Raw genomic sequence first — 18224 nt, 5'->3', positions numbered from 1 at the left:
CCTAGACCATTACAGAATGGCAAAAGGAGGCTTCGCTTATGAAAAAGCAGCATCTGCGTGTGTACTCCGGATTCAAACTGGGATTGTTTCTGTTGATCTGTATGGTGACGATTGGAATAGCTGTCCCTGGCAAGGCAGAAGCGGCGGGTTCAATTTCACTGGACGCGCCTGCGGGCGGATATGTATCGGATGGAGGGCTGGTGGAAATTGGGGGCAGTTATACCGACCTGTATGACATTCGACTGTTTGTGGACGGAACGGCTCAATTCGAAGTGGTATTAAATGATCCGGATGGGGATGACAGCGGCACATGGTCTTATATGCTGGATACCTCAGCCTATAACGGGACTGTGGAACTGGTGGTTCGTGGACTGGATACGTCCACCCGTTACGGGGTATGGGGAGCGCCTGCCATCCTTACCGTTAATAACCCGGCAGGTGCTGTTCCTGTAGTAACCATCACGGGACCATCTGAGGGCGTTTCTCTTAGCGGCCAGGTGGAGATCTCTGTCGAGACCAGCTCTCCACTTCCGATCATGCTGGTAGAGGTTCGGGTGAACCGCGGGCCATGGGAGGAAGCTGTTCAGCAAGGCCCTGCATATGTATACACCTGGGACACGGCGGGTCTTGGCGATCGTACGGTCAGTCTGGAGGCCAGAGCGGCCAGCGCACCGGAGCGTTATGGTTATAGCCCGACGGTGTATGCTCAGGTTGGAACCGGGACGCATGAGTCTGCCGTTCTTCTTCCTGTACAGGAGCGGGCCATGTGGATCTGGGAACCGGAGAGTTATAAGCTGCTGCTGAACCCTGGATCGCGCCAAGTGCTGGAGTCATTCATCACCGATACGCAGACATTTGGCCAAACACCGGTCCAGACGCTTTATCTTGCAGTAGGCGGTTATGTCGGATACGATGCACTGGAAGCCCAGGAAGTGGAGTTGCGCTCTTTCGTGAGTTGGGCGCACAGCAAAAATTTGCAGGTGCATGCGTTAATTGCAGGCGGCACTACACCGGCCTATATGGGCGCTTACGAGAAATATCACCATCATGTTGTGCAGGAAATGGAGCAGGTGATCAATTACAACCTTGCAGCGGGGGATACGGAGAAGTTTGACGGCATCAATGTGGATATTGAGCCTTATATCTCTCCCGACTTTAAAGACCCAAGTCATTTCCTGCAGAAGGAATACCTGGATGGCCTGCAAAAGATGATTGATCGCCGGGATACCGCAGGTATTCGGCTTCCGTTCGGCCCTGCTGTGCCCAAGTGGTATGACACATCGGATCAAGCAGTGAATATTTCATGGAATGGATCCAGCAAATGGCTGTCTGAGCATGTTCAAGATATCTCCGACTATATCTCCATTATGGATTACCGGGATACGGCGGATGGCTCCGCTGGCATTATTGCCGGGGCTGCTGGAGAGCTGGCTTACGCGGATCAGATCGGCAAGCCGAATTCCGTGGTGATTGGTGTTGAAACGCTGGATATCGCCAATAGCGGAGACCCGGAGACCATTACCTTCTGGGAGGAGGGGCGTATCCACATGGAAGCCGAGCTAGATAAGGTATATGCAGCTTACGGGCAGAGCAGCGCCTTTGGCGGTATTGCCGTCCATCACTATGATTCCTACCGGGCACTTCCTTCTTATTGGGGGCCGGGCGGTGTAGTTTGGACAGCGCCGGATGATCAGGAAGCTCCTTCCGCCCTTTCAGGGGTTCCTTCCATTAAGGCGACTGATTATCAGACTGTACATCTGAATTATGGAATGGCTTCGGATAACATGGAAGTGGAACGCTATGTGATATACCGAAGTACCGTGCAGGGGTTCACGCCTGTCGCTGCGGATATCGTTGGACTCGCCCGCGCCCTGAATTACCAGGACAAGGGACTGCTGCCGGATACGACATACTACTATCGTATTGCGGCGCGTGATTTGCGTGGTAATATCGGGCCTCTCACCGATGAAGTGTCGGCGACCACTGGTAGCACCCCATTGAAGCCACTGATTGTAACGGACATGAATCTGGTTTATGGCGGATCAGGGGTATCTGTCACTCTGAAGGTCAGAGATTATGATACAGGCGCGGTACTTGCGGGGGCGAAAGTCGAGGGGAGATTTACTTATTCGGCGGGGCGTTACACCAGCGGGACAACCGGAGTGGATGGGAGCGTGACGCTTATCTCGGAAGCGGTGGGACCGGGCAGACAGGTTGGTTTTGAACCTCGCAGAATCCGTTACAACGGCTATTACTACGCAGTAGGTCATGATTCGCCGCATACAACGCTGCTGATGTTGAATGCCATCAATTGAACAAGTAGACGAGAAATGGCTTGAAGGAGGAGGAAGCACATGAATGTGAATGACTTGGTGGAACCGCTCAAGACTCATATCGTTGAGCATATGTCTGTGCAGGTTTATGCTGATCGGAATCAGATGGGGGCAGCGGCTGCAGCTGCGGTTGGGGCCAGATTAAGACAGCTGCTTCAGGATTCGGAGCGTCAGGTACGCATGGTGTTCGCTGCTGCTCCTTCGCAAAACGAATTGTATGAAGGTCTGGTACGGGAGCAAGGTATTGATTGGTCAAGGGTCTGTGCCTTTCATATGGATGAATATATGGGGCTGGCGGATACGGCTTCCCAGCGGTTTGGCCAATATTTAACGGATCGGCTGTTCAATCGGGTGCAGCCTGGGCGGGTGGAGCTGTTGGATGGGCTACACGATGTGGAGCAGGAGTGTCAGAGATATGGGGAACTGCTGCGTGCAGCTCCTATTGATATCGTCTGCCTCGGGATCGGAGAAAATGGGCATATCGCCTTCAATGATCCGCCTGTTGCCGATTTTAAAGACTCGAGGATCGTCAAAGCGGTAAAACTGGACGAAGCTTGTCGCCGTCAGCAGGTGAACGATGGCTGCTTTGCCCATCTGGATGATGTGCCTGCGGAGGCGTTGACCCTGACTGTGCCAACGTTGATGGCTGGAAGGGATCTGTTCGCAATTGTGCCTGGGGGATCCAAACGGCGTGCACTTGCGGCAGCTTTACATGATCCGATCAGCACGGCGTGTCCTGCCACCATCCTGCGTACCCATCCCGGAATCACGATGTTCACAGACCGGGAAGCCTACGGCCTGTGAGCGTGTCAATGATCGGGAAGCACTACAGAACAGGGTTGCCCATTGAGGTCGGGATCAGAGAGGGACGTATCACTGCTGTTACTGAACTTGAAATGTCGCCTCCCGGAGATTGCCTGCCCTGGCTTGCGCCTGGACTGGTGGATTTACAGGTGAACGGCGGATGGGGGCTGGATCTGAACACAGCCCCGCTATGTCCAGATACGGTAGTGCAGCTGACCCGGAAGCTGAAAAGTCAAGGTGTTACAAGCTTTTGCCCGACGTTGATTACGAACAGTTCCGTAAGGTTGGCTGAGGCGGCTTCCATCATTGCAAAAGCCGTTCGGCTGAACCGGGATGCGGCCGAGGGAATTGTGGGCATTCATCTGGAAGGTCCATTCCTCTCGCCGGAGGATGGCCCACGCGGCGCCCACCCAAAGCAGCATATTGTTCCCCCTGATTGGGAGGCGCTCAGCCGTTGGCAGGATGCCGCCGATGGATTAATTCGCATTATTACCCTTTCACCCGAGTGGCCTGGTTCAGCTTCATTTATTGCCCGGTGCTGCGAATCCGGCATTCTTGTCTCGATTGGACATACGGCAGCAACGCCAGAGCAGATCAGGGAAGCGGTCTCCGCAGGAGCGGTGATGTCTACACATCTTGGTAATGGTGCACACCTGATGCTTCCGCGTCATCCGAATTACCTGTGGGAACAGCTGGCGGCCGATGAGCTGTATGGGTGCATGATAGCGGATGGTCATCATCTTCCGCTGTCCGTGCTAGCAGTAATTCTCCGGATGAAACGGAACCGCGCCATACTGGTCAGTGATGCCGTCTCGCTGAGCGGTATGCCACCAGGTTCCTACCACCTGCATATTGGTGGTGATGTGGTATTGACGGCGGAAGGTCGGCTGCACCTCGCCGGCCAGCCGGAGCTGTTGGCTGGCTCGGCGATGATGCTTCCGGATCAGGTGGGGTATCTTGTGGAAGCGGGGTTGTCCGGGCTTCCCGATGCCTGGGACTGTGCATCGGTGCATCCGGCCCGGCTGCTTGGGCTTGAACAGGCTGCTGGCCTTGAGGTTGGAGGACCCGCCGATATCGTTAGCTTCAACATGGATGGTGGAAAGTTAAGTATCTTGCAGTGCTGGAAGAATGGCCGGATCAGTCCACAGAGCTGAGAATAGGAGGAGAGCGATGCAGAGCTTGATACCACAACCGAAGCAGATTGCAGCGAGCGAAGGAGAAGCCTCGCGGCTGAATGGCGAGGAAAGATGGAGTCTTTTCATGGAACAGGATGATCCCAGATTGGAAATTCATTGTCGCCGGGCATTTCCGGGGATGGAATATACATGCTCCAGAATAGAAAAGGGTTATTTGTTAATAATCGAAAGTCTCTCAGGGCAGGAAACGCAGCAGGTAGTTGATGAGGAACATGGAGCCCCTGCCATTCATGAAGTCCTGGGAACACAACAGAAGAGCCCGACCATCCCTAGTTTCAGTTCGTTTACTCAACAAGACAGAACGGATCTGACTGGGTTGGACGGACGTCCACAAGGGTATAAGCTGGAGGTGTCGGCCGGAAGGGCTGAAGTCTACGCACTGGATGCGGCGGGTCTATTTTATGGATTGCAGACATTGGTACAACTGAATGGACCCGATGGGGTTATCCCGGCGGTGTCCATAACCGACTGGCCGGATACACCTATGCGGGCAATGAACTTTGACCTGCGTCAGACGTTCTCCAAGCCGGAACTGTTGACGAAGTATTTGGCTGAATTCGCCCGTTATAAGACGAACGCGATTTTGATTGAATATGAGGATAAGTTCCCATTTCAGTCGCATCCCGAGTTCGCACATCCAAAACATGCGTTAAGTCGTTCACAGCTGGAAGAATTGAAGCGGAGCGCCCACGATCACTTTATAGAGATTATTCCGCTCCAGCAGAGCTTTGGACATCTGGAATATGTATTACGCCACGAAGGTTGGCGGCATCTTCGCGAGACAGAGCAGTCCACCGGGGAGATCTGCCCATCGCATCCGGAAACCTTTGGGTTGATAACCACTCTACTCGAAGAGATGATCGACGCCCACCCGGATTCGCGTTATATTCACCTCGGGTGTGACGAGGTCTACAGCCTATGCGAGTGCGAACGCTGCAAAACCGAGTTTGGAGGCGTGCGGGAACGAGCTTTTATCGCCTTTTTGAACCGTCTGATTGCATTTACGGCAGAACGGGGAAAACAGCCGATTTTCTGGCATGACATGCTGGATAAATGCCCGCCAGAGGAACTGTCTAAGCTGGATCAGCGAAGTGTCGCCATGATCTGGATCTACAACGGGCGCAATATCGAAGCGGAAGTTACTTCGCATGCCAATAAATTCAGGGCGCTCGGCATTGAAGTTATGGGAGCGCCAGCAGTCCGCAGCTTTGATTGGGCTGAACATCAGAATTATCCGGTACTGCTGAACCGGACAGATAACTTGCTTCAGTGGGCAGAGACGGCCGACAAACTGAATCTTGACTGTGTAGTTGCTACCAACTGGACGGGGCCTTTCAGCCTCGGTGTTCCATATGGTATTTTTGAAACTACCTGGTATCCCATGCTACTGCACGCGGATTTGGCCTGGAACCGCAAAGCGAATACCGCCACCTACATCGACCGGTTTCTGGAACAGTTTCATGGCATTGATCCTGTTACCGGACACAACCTTCTCGGCAATTACAGGGTGGAGGATTATTATGATGTGATCTGGAAGCTGATGGACGAAGTGCGCGAGCACAAGGAAGAAGCGGAACTGATTGCGATCATGCATGATTTTGAGGTGGCGACAGATCGTTCACGGGCAATCCATAAGTATGCTTACCGCTGGGAGCTGTATCCCGGAGACGATGCGGAGTGGCGCTCACTCCATAACAATTATACGAGAAACCGCCGTGGACGTGAGGGGGTCGTCCCTCGGATGAAGGCTGCGCTGGAGCGTTACCAGCCTTATGATATGGCGGAGCACTTTGTGAAATCAAGGTTCTATCTGCATGATTATCTGGAGCGCACGCTCTATCAAGAACTGGGTCTGAACGCAATCCATCCACAAACTGATCTGACGACAATGAGTCTGGAAGACAAAATAGCCCTGATGTGCGTAGTAGGCACACCATCGACTGGGGCCGAGCCGGAGTTTCGCGGCAGAATGGCACAGCACCGATTCGGGGGAATCGGCATCTTTCCCCATAATATTGAGAGCGAGCAGCAGACTCATGCGCTACTTGCAGAAGTAAAGAACATAGCTAGAGAGAGTGGTAGTCCTCTGCCTTATTACGTTTCAGTAGATGAAGAGGGTGGAACCCTATCCAAGTTTAAGTCCTTTTTTCCCTACGTCCCTGGCAACAGGGCAGCCGGGTTAAGTGAAGATCCGGAAGCCGCCCGTTTGCTCGGTAAAATCATCGGCAGTGAGCTGCACTCCCTTGGTATTCCCATGAACTGGGCACCAGTGCTAGATGTGAACACGAATATAGATAATCCGGTTGTGGGTGTTCGCTCCTTCGGAGAGGACCCGCAGCTGGTGGCCCAATTCGGCCGCGCCTATATTCAGGGGATGCATGAAGCAGGTGTAGCCGTGACGGCAAAGCATTTTCCCGGCCACGGGCAAGTGAGCGGAGACTCGCATATTGTCCTGCCCGAGTGTGAGCTGACGATTGAACAGTTGATGGAGGGTCCGTTGCTTCCCTTTGTTGAAGCAATTCAAGCCGGTGTGGATTCAATCATGATGGGTCATCTGGTGTTTCCTAACATTCCGGAATCGGGCGAACTTCCGGCCTCACTCAGTCCTTTTTTTGCCACGGAACTGCTGCGGAAGCAGTTGGGCTTTACGGGGGTGATCTGCACGGATGATATAGAAATGGGGGCAATTCGCAAAAAATTCAGCCCGGAAGAGGTAGGGGTTCTGGCCGTTCAGGCGGGGAACGATATGATTCTGATGTGCCATACGCCGGAGTTTCAGAGCCAGGTCATCGCGGGTATTCTGTCAGCTGTACGGGATGGGAGAATCAATGAGGAGCAAATCGACGAGTCGGTTCTTCGTATTCGGCAGCTGTATGACCAATTCCGGCAGTACCAGGCGGCTGCACAGCCGATTCCTAGAGAGCAGTGGGAAGAGGCGGCACTGAAGCTGGCTCGTATGACCGTGAAAGTTAGCCGGGACCCACAGGGCCTGGTGCCACTAAAGGATTCGCTGAAATATTTGCTTATATTGCCGCTGCAGGAGCAGCTTACCCAGGCCGATAATAGTGGTTCTGCGGAGATCAGGTTAGCCTCCCTATTGAGGGATGAAGGCTTGGCTGTGCAAACGCGCTACTGCGCAATGAAGCCGGATGCCGAGCAGATAAAGTCCCTGGTACTGCAAGCTTCTAATGCGGATGTCGTTATCCAGGGCACCCTTAATGCCCATCTATTCACAGGCCAGCTGGATCTGGCTGAGGCTTTGGCTGCGGTTAAGCCACTGCTAAATCTGGTGCTGCGCAATCCCTATGATGACACCGCACTGCCACAGACAGCCGCATGCATTCTGCTGTGTTCCACCTCCGATTACTCCCTGCGGGCACTGGTGGAGTGCATGACAGCATCAAAGTGACTTTTCAATGATGAGCTGTTCAATAGGGTAATGAAACATATCCAAAAGCACAAAAACTCAAACTGTTAAAAGCACAAAAGCACAAAAGCTTGCATGTATTTGCCAGCCTTTATTCTTACAAGCGACCTAGTCTGAAAGCCAGGATCCAATGACGGAAAATCGAAAAGCCCGCTACTTTGCGGGCTTTTGTCAATTTTAAGACTTTGATGTTCTTCCCTAGACAACACGTTCACTTAGCTTCGAATTCCGTAACTCGCTTCTTGTGCAAAGACGTTATTAGGATAATGGGCCATAACCCGTTGGCTAACTAGACTACAACAACGTCGTCTTCTCAAAAAGTTTTATATATCCTCACCTATAGCAATAGTTTATAGCTGCCTTATGACAAGAGGCTTTCTCGACATCAACCATGCTGCAATCAGCAAGGCGAGAGCCACTAATATTCCGGATTCTCCAGTCCATAGCAGAACGTTCTTGCCACTGGAAGATATATCAAAGGCATCCTGAATCACGGCATTCCAACATGCATGGAGGAGAATCGCAGGCCATATGCTGCCCGTTGTTAAGCGCAAGCGGCTGATTAGATAACTGAAAGAGGTCACTGAAATCATAAACAGGATAACCGATAAGGCAGGATATGGACCGGAATAATAATTTGCAAAAAGCATTACGGGAAGGTGCCATACCCCCCAAATAATTCCGCTCGTCAGCACGGGTCTAGGTACACGGGCGTTAATAAGTCGAGTGAGCATATAGCCCCTCCAGCCGAGCTCCTCTCCTGAACTGCTGATTATACCGATTGCTGTACCCGCAAACATTTGAAAGAGTATCGTTCCTGCAAGGATAACACCAGATGGGCCTTCAATGAATGAGTCCGGTGTAACATACTGAACCAGCCCCGTAATCCATGCGATTACATAAGCAAATAAACCAATAACAACTGGAAACAGCAAGATGAAAGGCAACGATTTCAGTGTCTGCTTCCCGCCGATCCGCAGGGAAATATCCGAGATGCCTTCATGCAGGACTATACGGGCGAAGATGGAGGATAAGCCGGGTGTCCACATGAGGAGCAGACCGAAAATCGGTGCTTTCATGATCAGTACATAACTAAGGATGGAGAGAGGAATGAGCATGGCAAAGAAAACGAGCAGTCCTCGCCTGGCTTTTTGGACCTTTTCCTCTTCTGAACTCGTGCTGGGCATGGTGCTAAAATCTGTTCTCATTGTGATAGCTCCTTTTATCAAAATATGTATATCGCTTTGCAGTATAGCAGTGGATATATCCTAATCAGAACAAACTCAAGCCCAGTCTTTGTCCAAGACCCTAGCCCAGTAAGGGCAGGACTAAAGTATAGTGAGGTTTTTTAAAATTGAAATGATTTAAGCCATCTGTTAGTCCATTTAATAAAATGTTAGCTTCCTTTGCGGCAGCACAAAGAGCACGTTTCCAACGCGCTCTTTATGTTTATTCTTCTCTGGTTGTCATGGAAATTCTTTTTAATCCCGTTGAAATTTTAATTAAGCGTTCAAATCCGTAATTGCCGGAATGTTAATTTCTTTTACACAGGCTGCATTGGACAGGCTGACGATGCATTTTACGATAGAAACCATATCCTGAAGAGGGATGCGTGTACCATTATATTCGGAAAGAGCGCGGTCAATGCCATCTTTATATGGAACTTCGGCTGCGAGTTCCCCCGGGTTGATACACGTAACCGCGATTCGGTCTTTTCTTGTATGTTCTCTCAAGGCTTCTGTAACCCCACGAATGGCAAATTTGGAGGCCACAAAAGATACCTGAGTACTGTTCGCATTGCTCAGACCCGCAGTCGAGCCAATAAGAATGATTTTGCCTGCTGTTGATTTCCTGAGGTGGGGTAATAAGGCCTGAATGCACACAATAGTGGATGTTACATTCACATGAATCAGATTACTGATGTCGGCGGGGGTGTCCTTATCGAACGTATAGTGGTCCTCGAACCCCTCTTTTTCCCAAATGCCCACATTGTAAATGAGAACATCCAAAGTCTCGTTCTGAAGCGCATCGCAGATCTGTTTGGATGCATGGAGATCAGACAGATCTGCCTGTATCCATATGCGTTCTACGCCATCGTCCAGCTTCAAGTTGTCAGGTTTCGTGCGAGACACGACCCAGACTTTATCGCCTTGCTCGGGCACACCCCTGACAAATGCATCTCCTAATCCTTTGCTAGCACCAAATACAAGATAGTTTTTCAATTCTAGTCTCCTTCTTTTCAAAGTGTCGTTCTATGGGTACCAGTTCAAAGAGCAGGCTCTTTATTTTCCAATAGTATAATTTCTTCTCCTTGTTGTTGCCTTAATGCTATATTTTCCCGCCCCCATGTGCACATCACATCCACAATCTTGTTGGCGGTAACTCCATACTCTGTAAGGCTGTATTCGACTTTGGGCGGCATCTGTTGGTAAACATGTCTTCTGACAAGGCCGTCCTTCTCAAGCTCACGTAATTGCTGGATCAGGACCTTTTGCGAGATACCGTCTATACTGCGCTGTAATTCGCCTGTCCTTTTCACGCCAGACATTAATAAACATATGATTAGCGCTTTCCATTTGCCGCCAATAATTTCGAGTGTCGCTTCGATTCCCAGGTTATATTGCTTCATGACATATCACCTCGTTCATGTTACATCTTGTTGATGTGCTATAACTAATTATTTTCTCACAATATGGCTGATGAAGTCCATACACACTTTGAAGTAACCAACTTACTTTCGGGTGTGTATTTTCTTTTTTTCAGGCTTATATGATAATGGTCATATTCGAAAAAGAAGTCTGAAACTGAACCGAGAAAGGAATGTAAATATGAGAACACTCGTCATTCTGGCGCATCCCAATATAGAGGTTTCAAGAGTAAATCAACGCTGGAAAGAGGAGCTGCTGCAACACTCGAGCGAGATTACAATCCATTAGATTTATAAAGCATATCCTGATTGGAACATCGATGTGTCCAGAGAACAGAAGTTACTCGAAGCATATGATCATATTATTTTGCAGTTTCCGTTATATTGGTACAGCTATCCGCCTTTGCTAAAAAAGTGGCTAGATGATGTTTTTACTTATGGATGGGCGTATGGATCAACAGGTAACAAACTGCATGGGAAAAAGATGGGCTTGGCCATATCCATTGGCGACAAGAAGGAAAGTTACACGAGGGATGGTTCTGTATCCTTTACCGTAGATGAGGTGGTTACGCCTTTCAAAGCCAGCATAAATCATGTTGGCGCCGTAGCTTTACCGTATTTTGCAGTCTTCGGTGCCTCATTCCAAGCAACCGATGAAGAAATTAACCAAAGTGCACAAGATTATATACGATATGTCTATGAGCAAGGTAGACCTTAACTGCTGTAACCCCAAATATCAATCCAGTTCGCTTGCAGATTTAGCGCCTTGACGGTCAAGCCACTGAATTAGTTCATGAGAAAAACTACGTTTTGCTGTGTCCAGTGGTGTTAACCCATCCCAGGTGGATATCCAGTTCAGTTCGGCACCTTGTTCAAGGAGATATTGTGCTGATTGTCGTTGTCCTCCGTGGCAAGCGCACCAGAAGGCGATGGTAACCTTGTCGGGAGGAAAAGAGCTGCTTGCTCCCCAAGGATAGCGCTCAGGAAGCTTGTCCCCTTTAAAATGGGCCTTTATTGCGTCGATCTGTCCAAGCGCAGCCGCATGCCAAAGTGCAATAATCGCTCTCCGTTCAACCAATCGACGTGCTGCACGCCACTGAGCGAATGCTACTGCGTCGTCCAGTGGCGTGCCACCGGCGATCACTGCACCGGACGCTTCGATATCGGCGCCAACATCAAGAAGCGCGTCAAGCACGTTAATGTCATCTGAGCTCGCAGCCCAATGAAGTGGTGTCTCGTTGTTCGAACCCATGAAGCGACTGTTCACTTCTGCACCGAACTCAACTAATAACTTTACGGTATCCGATCCATGTGGGAAGTGACCTGGCCAGTCTGTCACCACATGCAACAGCGTTCGAGATATGCTAGAACTCTCACCTTCGTTGCTAGAATCTCTTTCAATAATTCTTGTCATGGCCAACCCTGAATTTTCTGCGAGTAGTCTCCTTAGCGATGGAATATCCCCAGTGTGAATCGCTTGGACAACGCTCACTGCAAGTCGTTCATCTTCGTAAATAAATTCCATACTCAACTCCCCTTCCAAATAAATACTCAGATTAAACCAAAACGATTCATTTTAGCTATTTGTAAATTTTCGCTGTACTTTACATATTCGTGGAATGATTATAATGTCCTGGGGAGAGGTGTACCTACCCAACTACATCAAGGTTTATTTTTCGACCTCATACTACGATCGTTGAGAGTTATAGTTATAATAATAATAATAATAATAATAATAATATACTTACTGCATTTGAGGAGCTGAAAAGCCATCTTACATTTAAATAAACATCTTTTACTATGGAACAAGGCATCTATTAAAATAATGGATATTCGCCATATCACGATGCAAATGAAGGAGGACCTTCACGCCTACCGGTTCCCTGCTAGCTGCTTCTTATACACGGTGCGTGGCAATGCAGTTATGCAGTTGGATGGAAATGATCATCAAGTCACACGATTCCATATTTTGCATGGTGGAAAGGGCTGTTGCCTGAATATTTTGCCTGTTGAAGAAGTCCTTGATTATTATATGATTTATTACAAAGCCAGCATCCCACTTCCTGAACGTCAAGACATTCTGGACATGATGGAACACCGTAATCCCTTCCGTCTTCAATATGGCTTTGCACCAGCTCATCCTGTTTCCTTGTCCGACAAAGTACAATACATGATGACAGCATGGGAAGAGCAAGGACCATTGGAACAGTTCCATGTGAAGTCATTATTTTATCAATTTGTATACGAGTTGCTATGGCAAATCCACAATCGGCGCGTACCTACAATAAAGCCAGACCTGATTGCACAAATGAAATACTATATGCAGGAACATTATGCTGAACCCATTACAATGGACTTGTTAGCAGAGCTCATGGACACCAGTCCAAGACATTTATCAAGACTATTCAAACGCCAGACAGGTCATAGTCCAATTGATTTTGTCATTCAAATCCGTATGAACAAAGCGAAGGAACTGCTGCTTGCTACAAATGCTACTTTACAAGAAATTGCCAAGGCTGTTGGTTATCCGGATGGATATTATCTAGCTAAAATGTTCAAAAAATATATGGGTATTGCACCCATTCGTTATCGAAAGCAGCATGCAAGTCCTAATGTACCATCCACAGTGGCACGATTAGGTATTGTAGAGGATGAGACTTCCTTATATATTGATAATGATTATCATAATCATCATATGTTTGAGGAGGAATTATTGATGTACAGAAGTAGAAAGACACCCTTAGCTATCACATTATTACTTTGTTTAACCCTATTGCTCAGCGCGTGTTCAACTGGTGGGGCAGGGAGTCCTTCAGCAAATGAAGGCACCGGAAAGTCAACGAACCAGGTAGAGGCCAACAGCTCCAATCCTACAGCTACAACATCTCAAACGAAGACCGTAACCACCATAAAAGGGGATATTGAAGTGCCGATTAATCCACAACGAATAGTTGTCCTGTATTTAATGGGTGATTTACTTGCATTAGGTGTAAATCCTGTTGGGATCTCTTCTGTAGAAGAAGGAGCAGCTTTTGCGAGCGAACTGGATGGTGTTACCTCCTTGGGTGCATTCAAACCAGACCCGGAAGCAGTAACTGCGCTTAATCCCGATCTCATTATCGTTACCAATGAAGAAATATATGAGGGGCTCAAAAAAATTGCCCCTACAGTATACATTCCTTATGATCTGCCAGTAGAAGAACGTATGAAATTGCTTGGTGAAATTCTAGGTAAAGAGGGACAAGCTCAGGAAATGCTGGATAACTTTCGCAAAAAGGTTGAGCAAAGTAAGGAAAAACTTAAACAAGCAGGTATTTTGGATAAAACCGCGACTATTATGGAAAGCAACAAAGGTTCTATGGCTGTAATGACAGGCTTGGGTTATGGACGGGGTTCGCAGATTATTTATCAATATTTAGGGATGAAAGCACCTGAAGTTTTGCAACGCGAAATTGAAAACGCAAGGAACGATGCGACTAGCAAGGACGTCTCTTATGAAGTATTACATGAATATGTAGGTGATTATATATTCCGTTCTAGCTTTGAAGGAATGATAGATCTTTCGAACAATACCATTTGGAACAACCTCCCAGCAGTCAAAAAAGGACGTCTGATTGATATGAGCTTTGGTTTATTTTTCTACAATGATATATATTCGCTAGACAAACAGCTTGACTTTATTGTGGATAGCTTGCTTAAAACCGTGGATTAATTGGAGAATCATCTTTCTGTTGGATAAGGTGAATAGAGCCTGAACTCATTAACGCCTATGTTACAATAGGGTGAAAAAGGAGGAGTCATTATTGAATAAACAAAAAATCGTGATTATTGGCGCAGGGATTGTCGGGGCATCCATGGCCTATCATCTGGCCAAACGAAATCAAGATGTAACCGTTATTGAACAACATCCTGCAGCGGCGCGTGAAGTCACGGAAAAATCGTTTGCCTGGATACATACTACTCATAGGGTGGCTCCCGATTACTGGCATTTGTACGATGCATCTTTGGAAGAATATCATACGCTTCAGCAAGAGTTACCCGAACTGAAAATTCATTGGCATGGAGCGCTAACTTGGGACACTCCACCCCTAAGGGAGCAACCCCACTTTCAAAAATTAAACCGGGAGCAGCTTGAGGCATTGGAGCCGAATCTGCTGGACTATCCGGACGAAGCGATGTATGTCAGCGAAGAAGGTGCGGTAGACCCCATAGGGGTAACCGAGCTGTTGTTGAACAAAGCGAGGGAGTACGGAGCAAAGGTTCAGTTCGATACCAACGTTACACAGCTTCAGCAAGAAGGTTCCCGCTTGGTCGGCGTGCATACGTCCAACGGTTTTCTGGAGTCGGATGTCGTAGTATTGGCCGCAGGTGCAGGCGTTCCCGAACTTTGCAACCCGTTAGGTTGTCCTGTGCCGGTTACGTCGTCGCCTTCCATTCTGATTCGGATGAAATCGACGAATAAATTGATACATACATTAATCTCAAATGCTCAATTTGAAGCGCGTCAACTGACAGAATATACGCTGCTGGCTGCGGAAGATTATATCGACGAGTCGGAGGAAAACGGACCAGAGGCGGTTGGTAAGCGAGCGTTCGACACGTTGCGTCGTAGTCTGAAAGATGGGAATCAACTGGAACTGGAAAGCATAAAGGTCGGGTTGAGACCTATGCCTGAAGACGGCTATCCGATTGTGGGTTTCCAGGATCACGTAAAGGGACTTTATCTAACCGTGATGCATTCTGCAATTACGTTGGCACCGTTGATTGCACGTCTGGCTGCAAGTGAAATCATCGATCGGGAATCAAGAAGTGAATTAGACCCTTGTCGACTCTCCCGATTTTAGGACTATACGAAAAATAAAAGAGTACATCGCCACATGACAGATGTACTCTATATTACATACTATATATTTGCTTAATTCTGCTATTCCTCCTCCGTCGCCACAGGATCCCCCTCATAACTAATCCGTTCGCTCCAGCTCTCGGAATACAACTCCATGTTCGTAAACCCTGCCATTTAACCTCTTTGTAGTTGATTGAAAAGCACTTCATTCGGAAAGGAGATATCATTCTATGAACTATTATTTTCTGGAATCTCAATATCCACGTCGAGGGTTTTTTAGTGGCGGAACGACCTTCACTCCCGAATTAGATATGAACTATTTGGCGATAGAGAATCCGCTGCCAGAGGGGACAACGGCAGATGTTGAGTTACTGTCTACGGTGCGCAACCTGAATGTAGATTATTTTGAGACGATCACAGGAACGAGACACGTATCAGATCGTTTTAAAACGCTGTTGGAGGAAACTAAAACAAATACACAGTTTATTCCGACAACGGTGTGTTACCACGACGGTCGTTCGGTTGAAAAAACCTATTGGACTGCACATCAGCTTGAGCGTTTGGATGTTTTCGATTATGAACGTTCGGAATATGGACGCAAAACGGTCATTGCTGCATCTGTACAACAGCCTCCACGTAAGATCGTCAAAGTTGTAGCTCGAATCTGCCTTCATGAAGAGCGAATTGGCGAGCATGAATTTTTTATGCTGAATTATATAAATATCTTCAAACCCATTATTTCAAAAGATTTTTACGAGGTATGCCGAAAACATAAACTGAATCTGAACGTTACAGAAGTCGGAAATGTAAGCATCTAAAATTCTACATGGATGAAAGCACAAAGAAGCCCGCGTTTGACGTGGGCTCTTAATCTTTATTTTTCCCCCGTAGCTACCCGATTCTCCTCATAACTGATCCAGTCGCTCCAGCTTCCGGAATACAACTTCACATTCGAATATCCCGCTTCTTCGAGCGCAATCACATTCGGGCATGCGGAGACACCGGAACCGCAATACACGATAATTGCATCATCCTTGTCCAGCTTGCTGAAACGCTCCTCTAACACCCCAGTATCTGTCCAACGTCCATCCCAATCCAACACATCTTTCCAGAAATAATTCACCGCACCCGGAATATGTCCGGCCTTGGCATCAATGGGTTCCTCTAGACCCGCATAGCGGCGAGCATCACGGGAGTCGATTAGTACAGCTGAGCCATCAGCAGAGGCTTGTTGTACATCATCTACACTTGCCAACAGTCCTGGCTGCACATTCACCTTAAACGAAGCCGGGATCTGAACCGGCACATCCGTAGTCACTGGAAACTTGGCATTCTGCCAGGCAGAGAAGCCTTCGTCCATGATATACACCTGCTCATGTCCCAGATAACGAAGTAACCACCACAGCCGCGATGCGTTCATGCCGCCTTGGTCATCGTAGGCAATAATGCGTGCATTCGAGCCGATGCCAGCTTTGGAGAGACGACTTGCCAGTTCAGTCGGATCTGGAAGCGGGTGACGCCCTCCGTGCGTAGATACAGGAGCGGACAGATCCTTTTCCAAATCGAGATAAACGGCACCTGGAATATGTCCAGCCTCGTAAGCTTGTCTTCCGGCATCCGGTTGACCGAGCAGGAATCGGCAATCAGCAATGACGACATCTGGTTCATACATTCTGGCGAGCAGCCAGCGCATGGATACAATATTTTTCATGAAAACACACCGCCTTATATGTAGTGGGATGGATTCAACCGGAATCTGCGTGATGCAGGTCCCAGTTGTTTATTTAAAAATATCTGAATACAAATGCAAGTTACACCGCTGTAGGTTCGATTGGTCCTTTTCCAGATACAGGAGCATCTGAGGGGATGGGTTGTGGTTTGGTTTTGCCATATCGAATGAAGATCCATACCCCGAAAATAATGACAACCCCGGCAGACAACTGAAGCCCGTTGAGGGATTCACCGAGTAGCATCCAGGCCAGTAGAGAGGAAAATACAGGTTCCCCCAGTACCCCCATCGATACCGTCGTAGCATTCATATATTGAAGCAGCCAGTTGAAGAGATAATGTCCAAAGATCGTTGGCACGATTGCGAGCAACAGGAAAATTCCCCACTCGGAAGCCGCATAACCACCAAACGGGTGACCATTAACCAGATTATATACCGCAAGCGTACAGGCAGCTACGAAAAATACCCAGAAGTTATAGGAGAATGCACTCAGTCCGGCACGTAAAAACTGTCCAAGCAGCATGTGTACCGCCACAGCGATCGTTCCGAATAAAGAAAGAATATCCCCTCGCAGCGCTGTGCCTGCCAACTGGAAATCTCCAGCTCCAATAGCGATCGATCCAAGCAGGGCAACGCCCATACCGATGATCATCATGCGGTTGATTTTGGCTTTGAACAGCCAGACGGAACCCGCAAGAATCAATATAGGCTCCAAAGCGAGAATGACCGTTGAACTGGCTACACTCGTAAGCCGAAGCGATCCCATCCAGAGCAGAAAGTGCAGTGCAAGCATCACGCCGGATGCGAGCAGTAAAGCCCACTGTCTGAAGTTTAAACGCATCATCTCGCGCCGGTATTTCCACACAAAAGGCAGCATTAGCAGATTGGTGAGGAACAGTCGGTACATTGCAATGACGGCGACGTCGGCTGTGGACCAGCGTACAAAGATGGAAGAAAACGAAATGGCAATAATGCCGACAAAGAATAGCAGAAAGATCGATCTGCCGGCACGGTTCAAGCTAGTCATGGATGTAGCTCCTTCTTGAAGTCAAATGGCGTAAATCAATTTATTATACAGGAGAATGCATCTGCAGGAAAAGTATAAGAGAAGAAATAGATAAGTAGATTGTAACCGGGCTTGTAACTATTCTGTCATTCTCCAGGGCCATTTTTCTATTAATCTTCTATATAGAGACATGAAACGATATAATGTACCAATAATCGGGAAAAAATGAAAGTAAGGAA

13 protein-coding genes and 1 pseudogene are annotated in these 18224 nt (G+C 48.3%); 8 read left to right on the top strand and 6 right to left on the bottom strand.

Annotated features, from left to right (window positions below; genetic code table 11):
* Positions 1-38: 38 nt before the first annotated feature.
* Genes BLS14_RS19910 through nagZ form a run of 4 tightly spaced genes read left to right on the top strand, consistent with a single transcriptional unit; the run spans position 39 to position 7742 of the window.
* Positions 39-2315, top strand: coding sequence for an Ig-like domain-containing protein (locus BLS14_RS19910; RefSeq protein WP_090953575.1), 2277 nt, complete (start codon positions 39-41; stop codon positions 2313-2315).
* Positions 2316-2354: 39 nt separating this feature from the next.
* The gene (locus BLS14_RS19905) at positions 2355-3137 is read left to right on the top strand and encodes a glucosamine-6-phosphate deaminase (protein WP_090953573.1); all 783 of its coding nucleotides are present in this window, start codon (positions 2355-2357) and stop codon (positions 3135-3137) included.
* Positions 3134-4291, top strand: a complete 1158-nt coding sequence (locus BLS14_RS19900) for an N-acetylglucosamine-6-phosphate deacetylase (RefSeq protein WP_256336603.1) — start codon at positions 3134-3136, stop codon at positions 4289-4291. The genes BLS14_RS19905 and BLS14_RS19900 overlap by 4 nt, the downstream gene beginning before the upstream one ends.
* Positions 4292-4307: 16 nt before the next feature.
* Positions 4308-7742, top strand: a complete 3435-nt coding sequence (nagZ, locus tag BLS14_RS33230) for a beta-N-acetylhexosaminidase (RefSeq protein ID WP_256336602.1) — start codon at positions 4308-4310, stop codon at positions 7740-7742.
* A 368-nt stretch (positions 7743-8110) separates the two neighbouring features.
* Here nagZ and BLS14_RS19890 read toward each other — a convergent pair whose 3' ends face one another.
* From BLS14_RS19890 to BLS14_RS19880, 3 genes are all read right to left on the bottom strand, one after another.
* A complete protein-coding gene (locus BLS14_RS19890; RefSeq protein ID WP_090953572.1) occupies positions 8111-8968 on the bottom strand; it encodes a type II CAAX endopeptidase family protein in 858 nt (285 codons plus the stop codon).
* Between the two features lie 294 nt (positions 8969-9262).
* Positions 9263-9982, bottom strand: a complete 720-nt coding sequence (locus BLS14_RS19885; protein ID WP_063565428.1) for an SDR family NAD(P)-dependent oxidoreductase — start codon at positions 9980-9982, stop codon at positions 9263-9265.
* A gap of 44 nt (positions 9983-10026) precedes the next feature.
* Positions 10027-10389, bottom strand: a complete 363-nt coding sequence (locus BLS14_RS19880) for a winged helix-turn-helix transcriptional regulator (protein ID WP_063565429.1) — start codon at positions 10387-10389, stop codon at positions 10027-10029.
* 199 nt (positions 10390-10588) lie between these two features.
* On the opposite strand from BLS14_RS19880, the pseudogene BLS14_RS19875 reads away from it, so the two are divergent.
* A pseudogene (locus tag BLS14_RS19875) lies at positions 10589-11125 on the top strand (NAD(P)H-dependent oxidoreductase).
* 18 nt (positions 11126-11143) lie between these two features.
* On the opposite strand, the gene BLS14_RS19870 reads toward BLS14_RS19875, so the two are convergent.
* On the bottom strand, positions 11144-11821 hold the full coding sequence (locus BLS14_RS19870) for an ankyrin repeat domain-containing protein (protein ID WP_256336627.1): 678 nt from the start codon (positions 11819-11821) through the stop codon (positions 11144-11146).
* Positions 11822-12331: 510 nt separating this feature from the next.
* Here BLS14_RS19870 and BLS14_RS19865 point away from each other — a divergent pair.
* The 3 genes from BLS14_RS19865 to BLS14_RS19855 all read left to right on the top strand — a co-directional run bounded on the left by BLS14_RS19865 (position 12332) and on the right by BLS14_RS19855 (position 16068).
* The gene (locus BLS14_RS19865; RefSeq protein ID WP_256336601.1) at positions 12332-14119 is read left to right on the top strand and encodes an AraC family transcriptional regulator; all 1788 of its coding nucleotides are present in this window, start codon (positions 12332-12334) and stop codon (positions 14117-14119) included.
* A 91-nt stretch (positions 14120-14210) separates the two neighbouring features.
* Entirely contained in the window at positions 14211-15251 is a 1041-nt protein-coding gene (locus BLS14_RS19860) for an NAD(P)/FAD-dependent oxidoreductase (RefSeq protein WP_090953565.1), read from the top strand.
* A 229-nt stretch (positions 15252-15480) separates the two neighbouring features.
* Positions 15481-16068 carry an imm11 family protein gene (locus tag BLS14_RS19855; RefSeq protein WP_090953563.1) on the top strand — a complete coding sequence of 196 codons (588 nt, stop codon included), beginning with the start codon at positions 15481-15483 and terminating at the stop codon, positions 16066-16068.
* Between the two features lie 56 nt (positions 16069-16124).
* Here the strand turns inward: BLS14_RS19855 and BLS14_RS19850 are convergent, their stop codons facing one another.
* Positions 16125-16961, bottom strand: a complete 837-nt coding sequence (locus BLS14_RS19850) for a sulfurtransferase (protein ID WP_090953561.1) — start codon at positions 16959-16961, stop codon at positions 16125-16127.
* A 100-nt stretch (positions 16962-17061) separates the two neighbouring features.
* On the bottom strand, positions 17062-18006 hold the full coding sequence (locus BLS14_RS19845) for a DMT family transporter (RefSeq protein WP_090953559.1): 945 nt from the start codon (positions 18004-18006) through the stop codon (positions 17062-17064).
* Between the last annotated feature and the right edge of the window lie 218 nt (positions 18007-18224).

Origin of the sequence: Paenibacillus sp. OK060, assembly GCF_900101205.1 — a bacterium.
Taxonomy (GTDB): domain Bacteria; phylum Bacillota; class Bacilli; order Paenibacillales; family Paenibacillaceae; genus Paenibacillus; species Paenibacillus marchantiae.
Note: the sequence above shows the minus strand (reverse complement) of the source record. Positions and strands in the feature narration are given on the sequence as shown.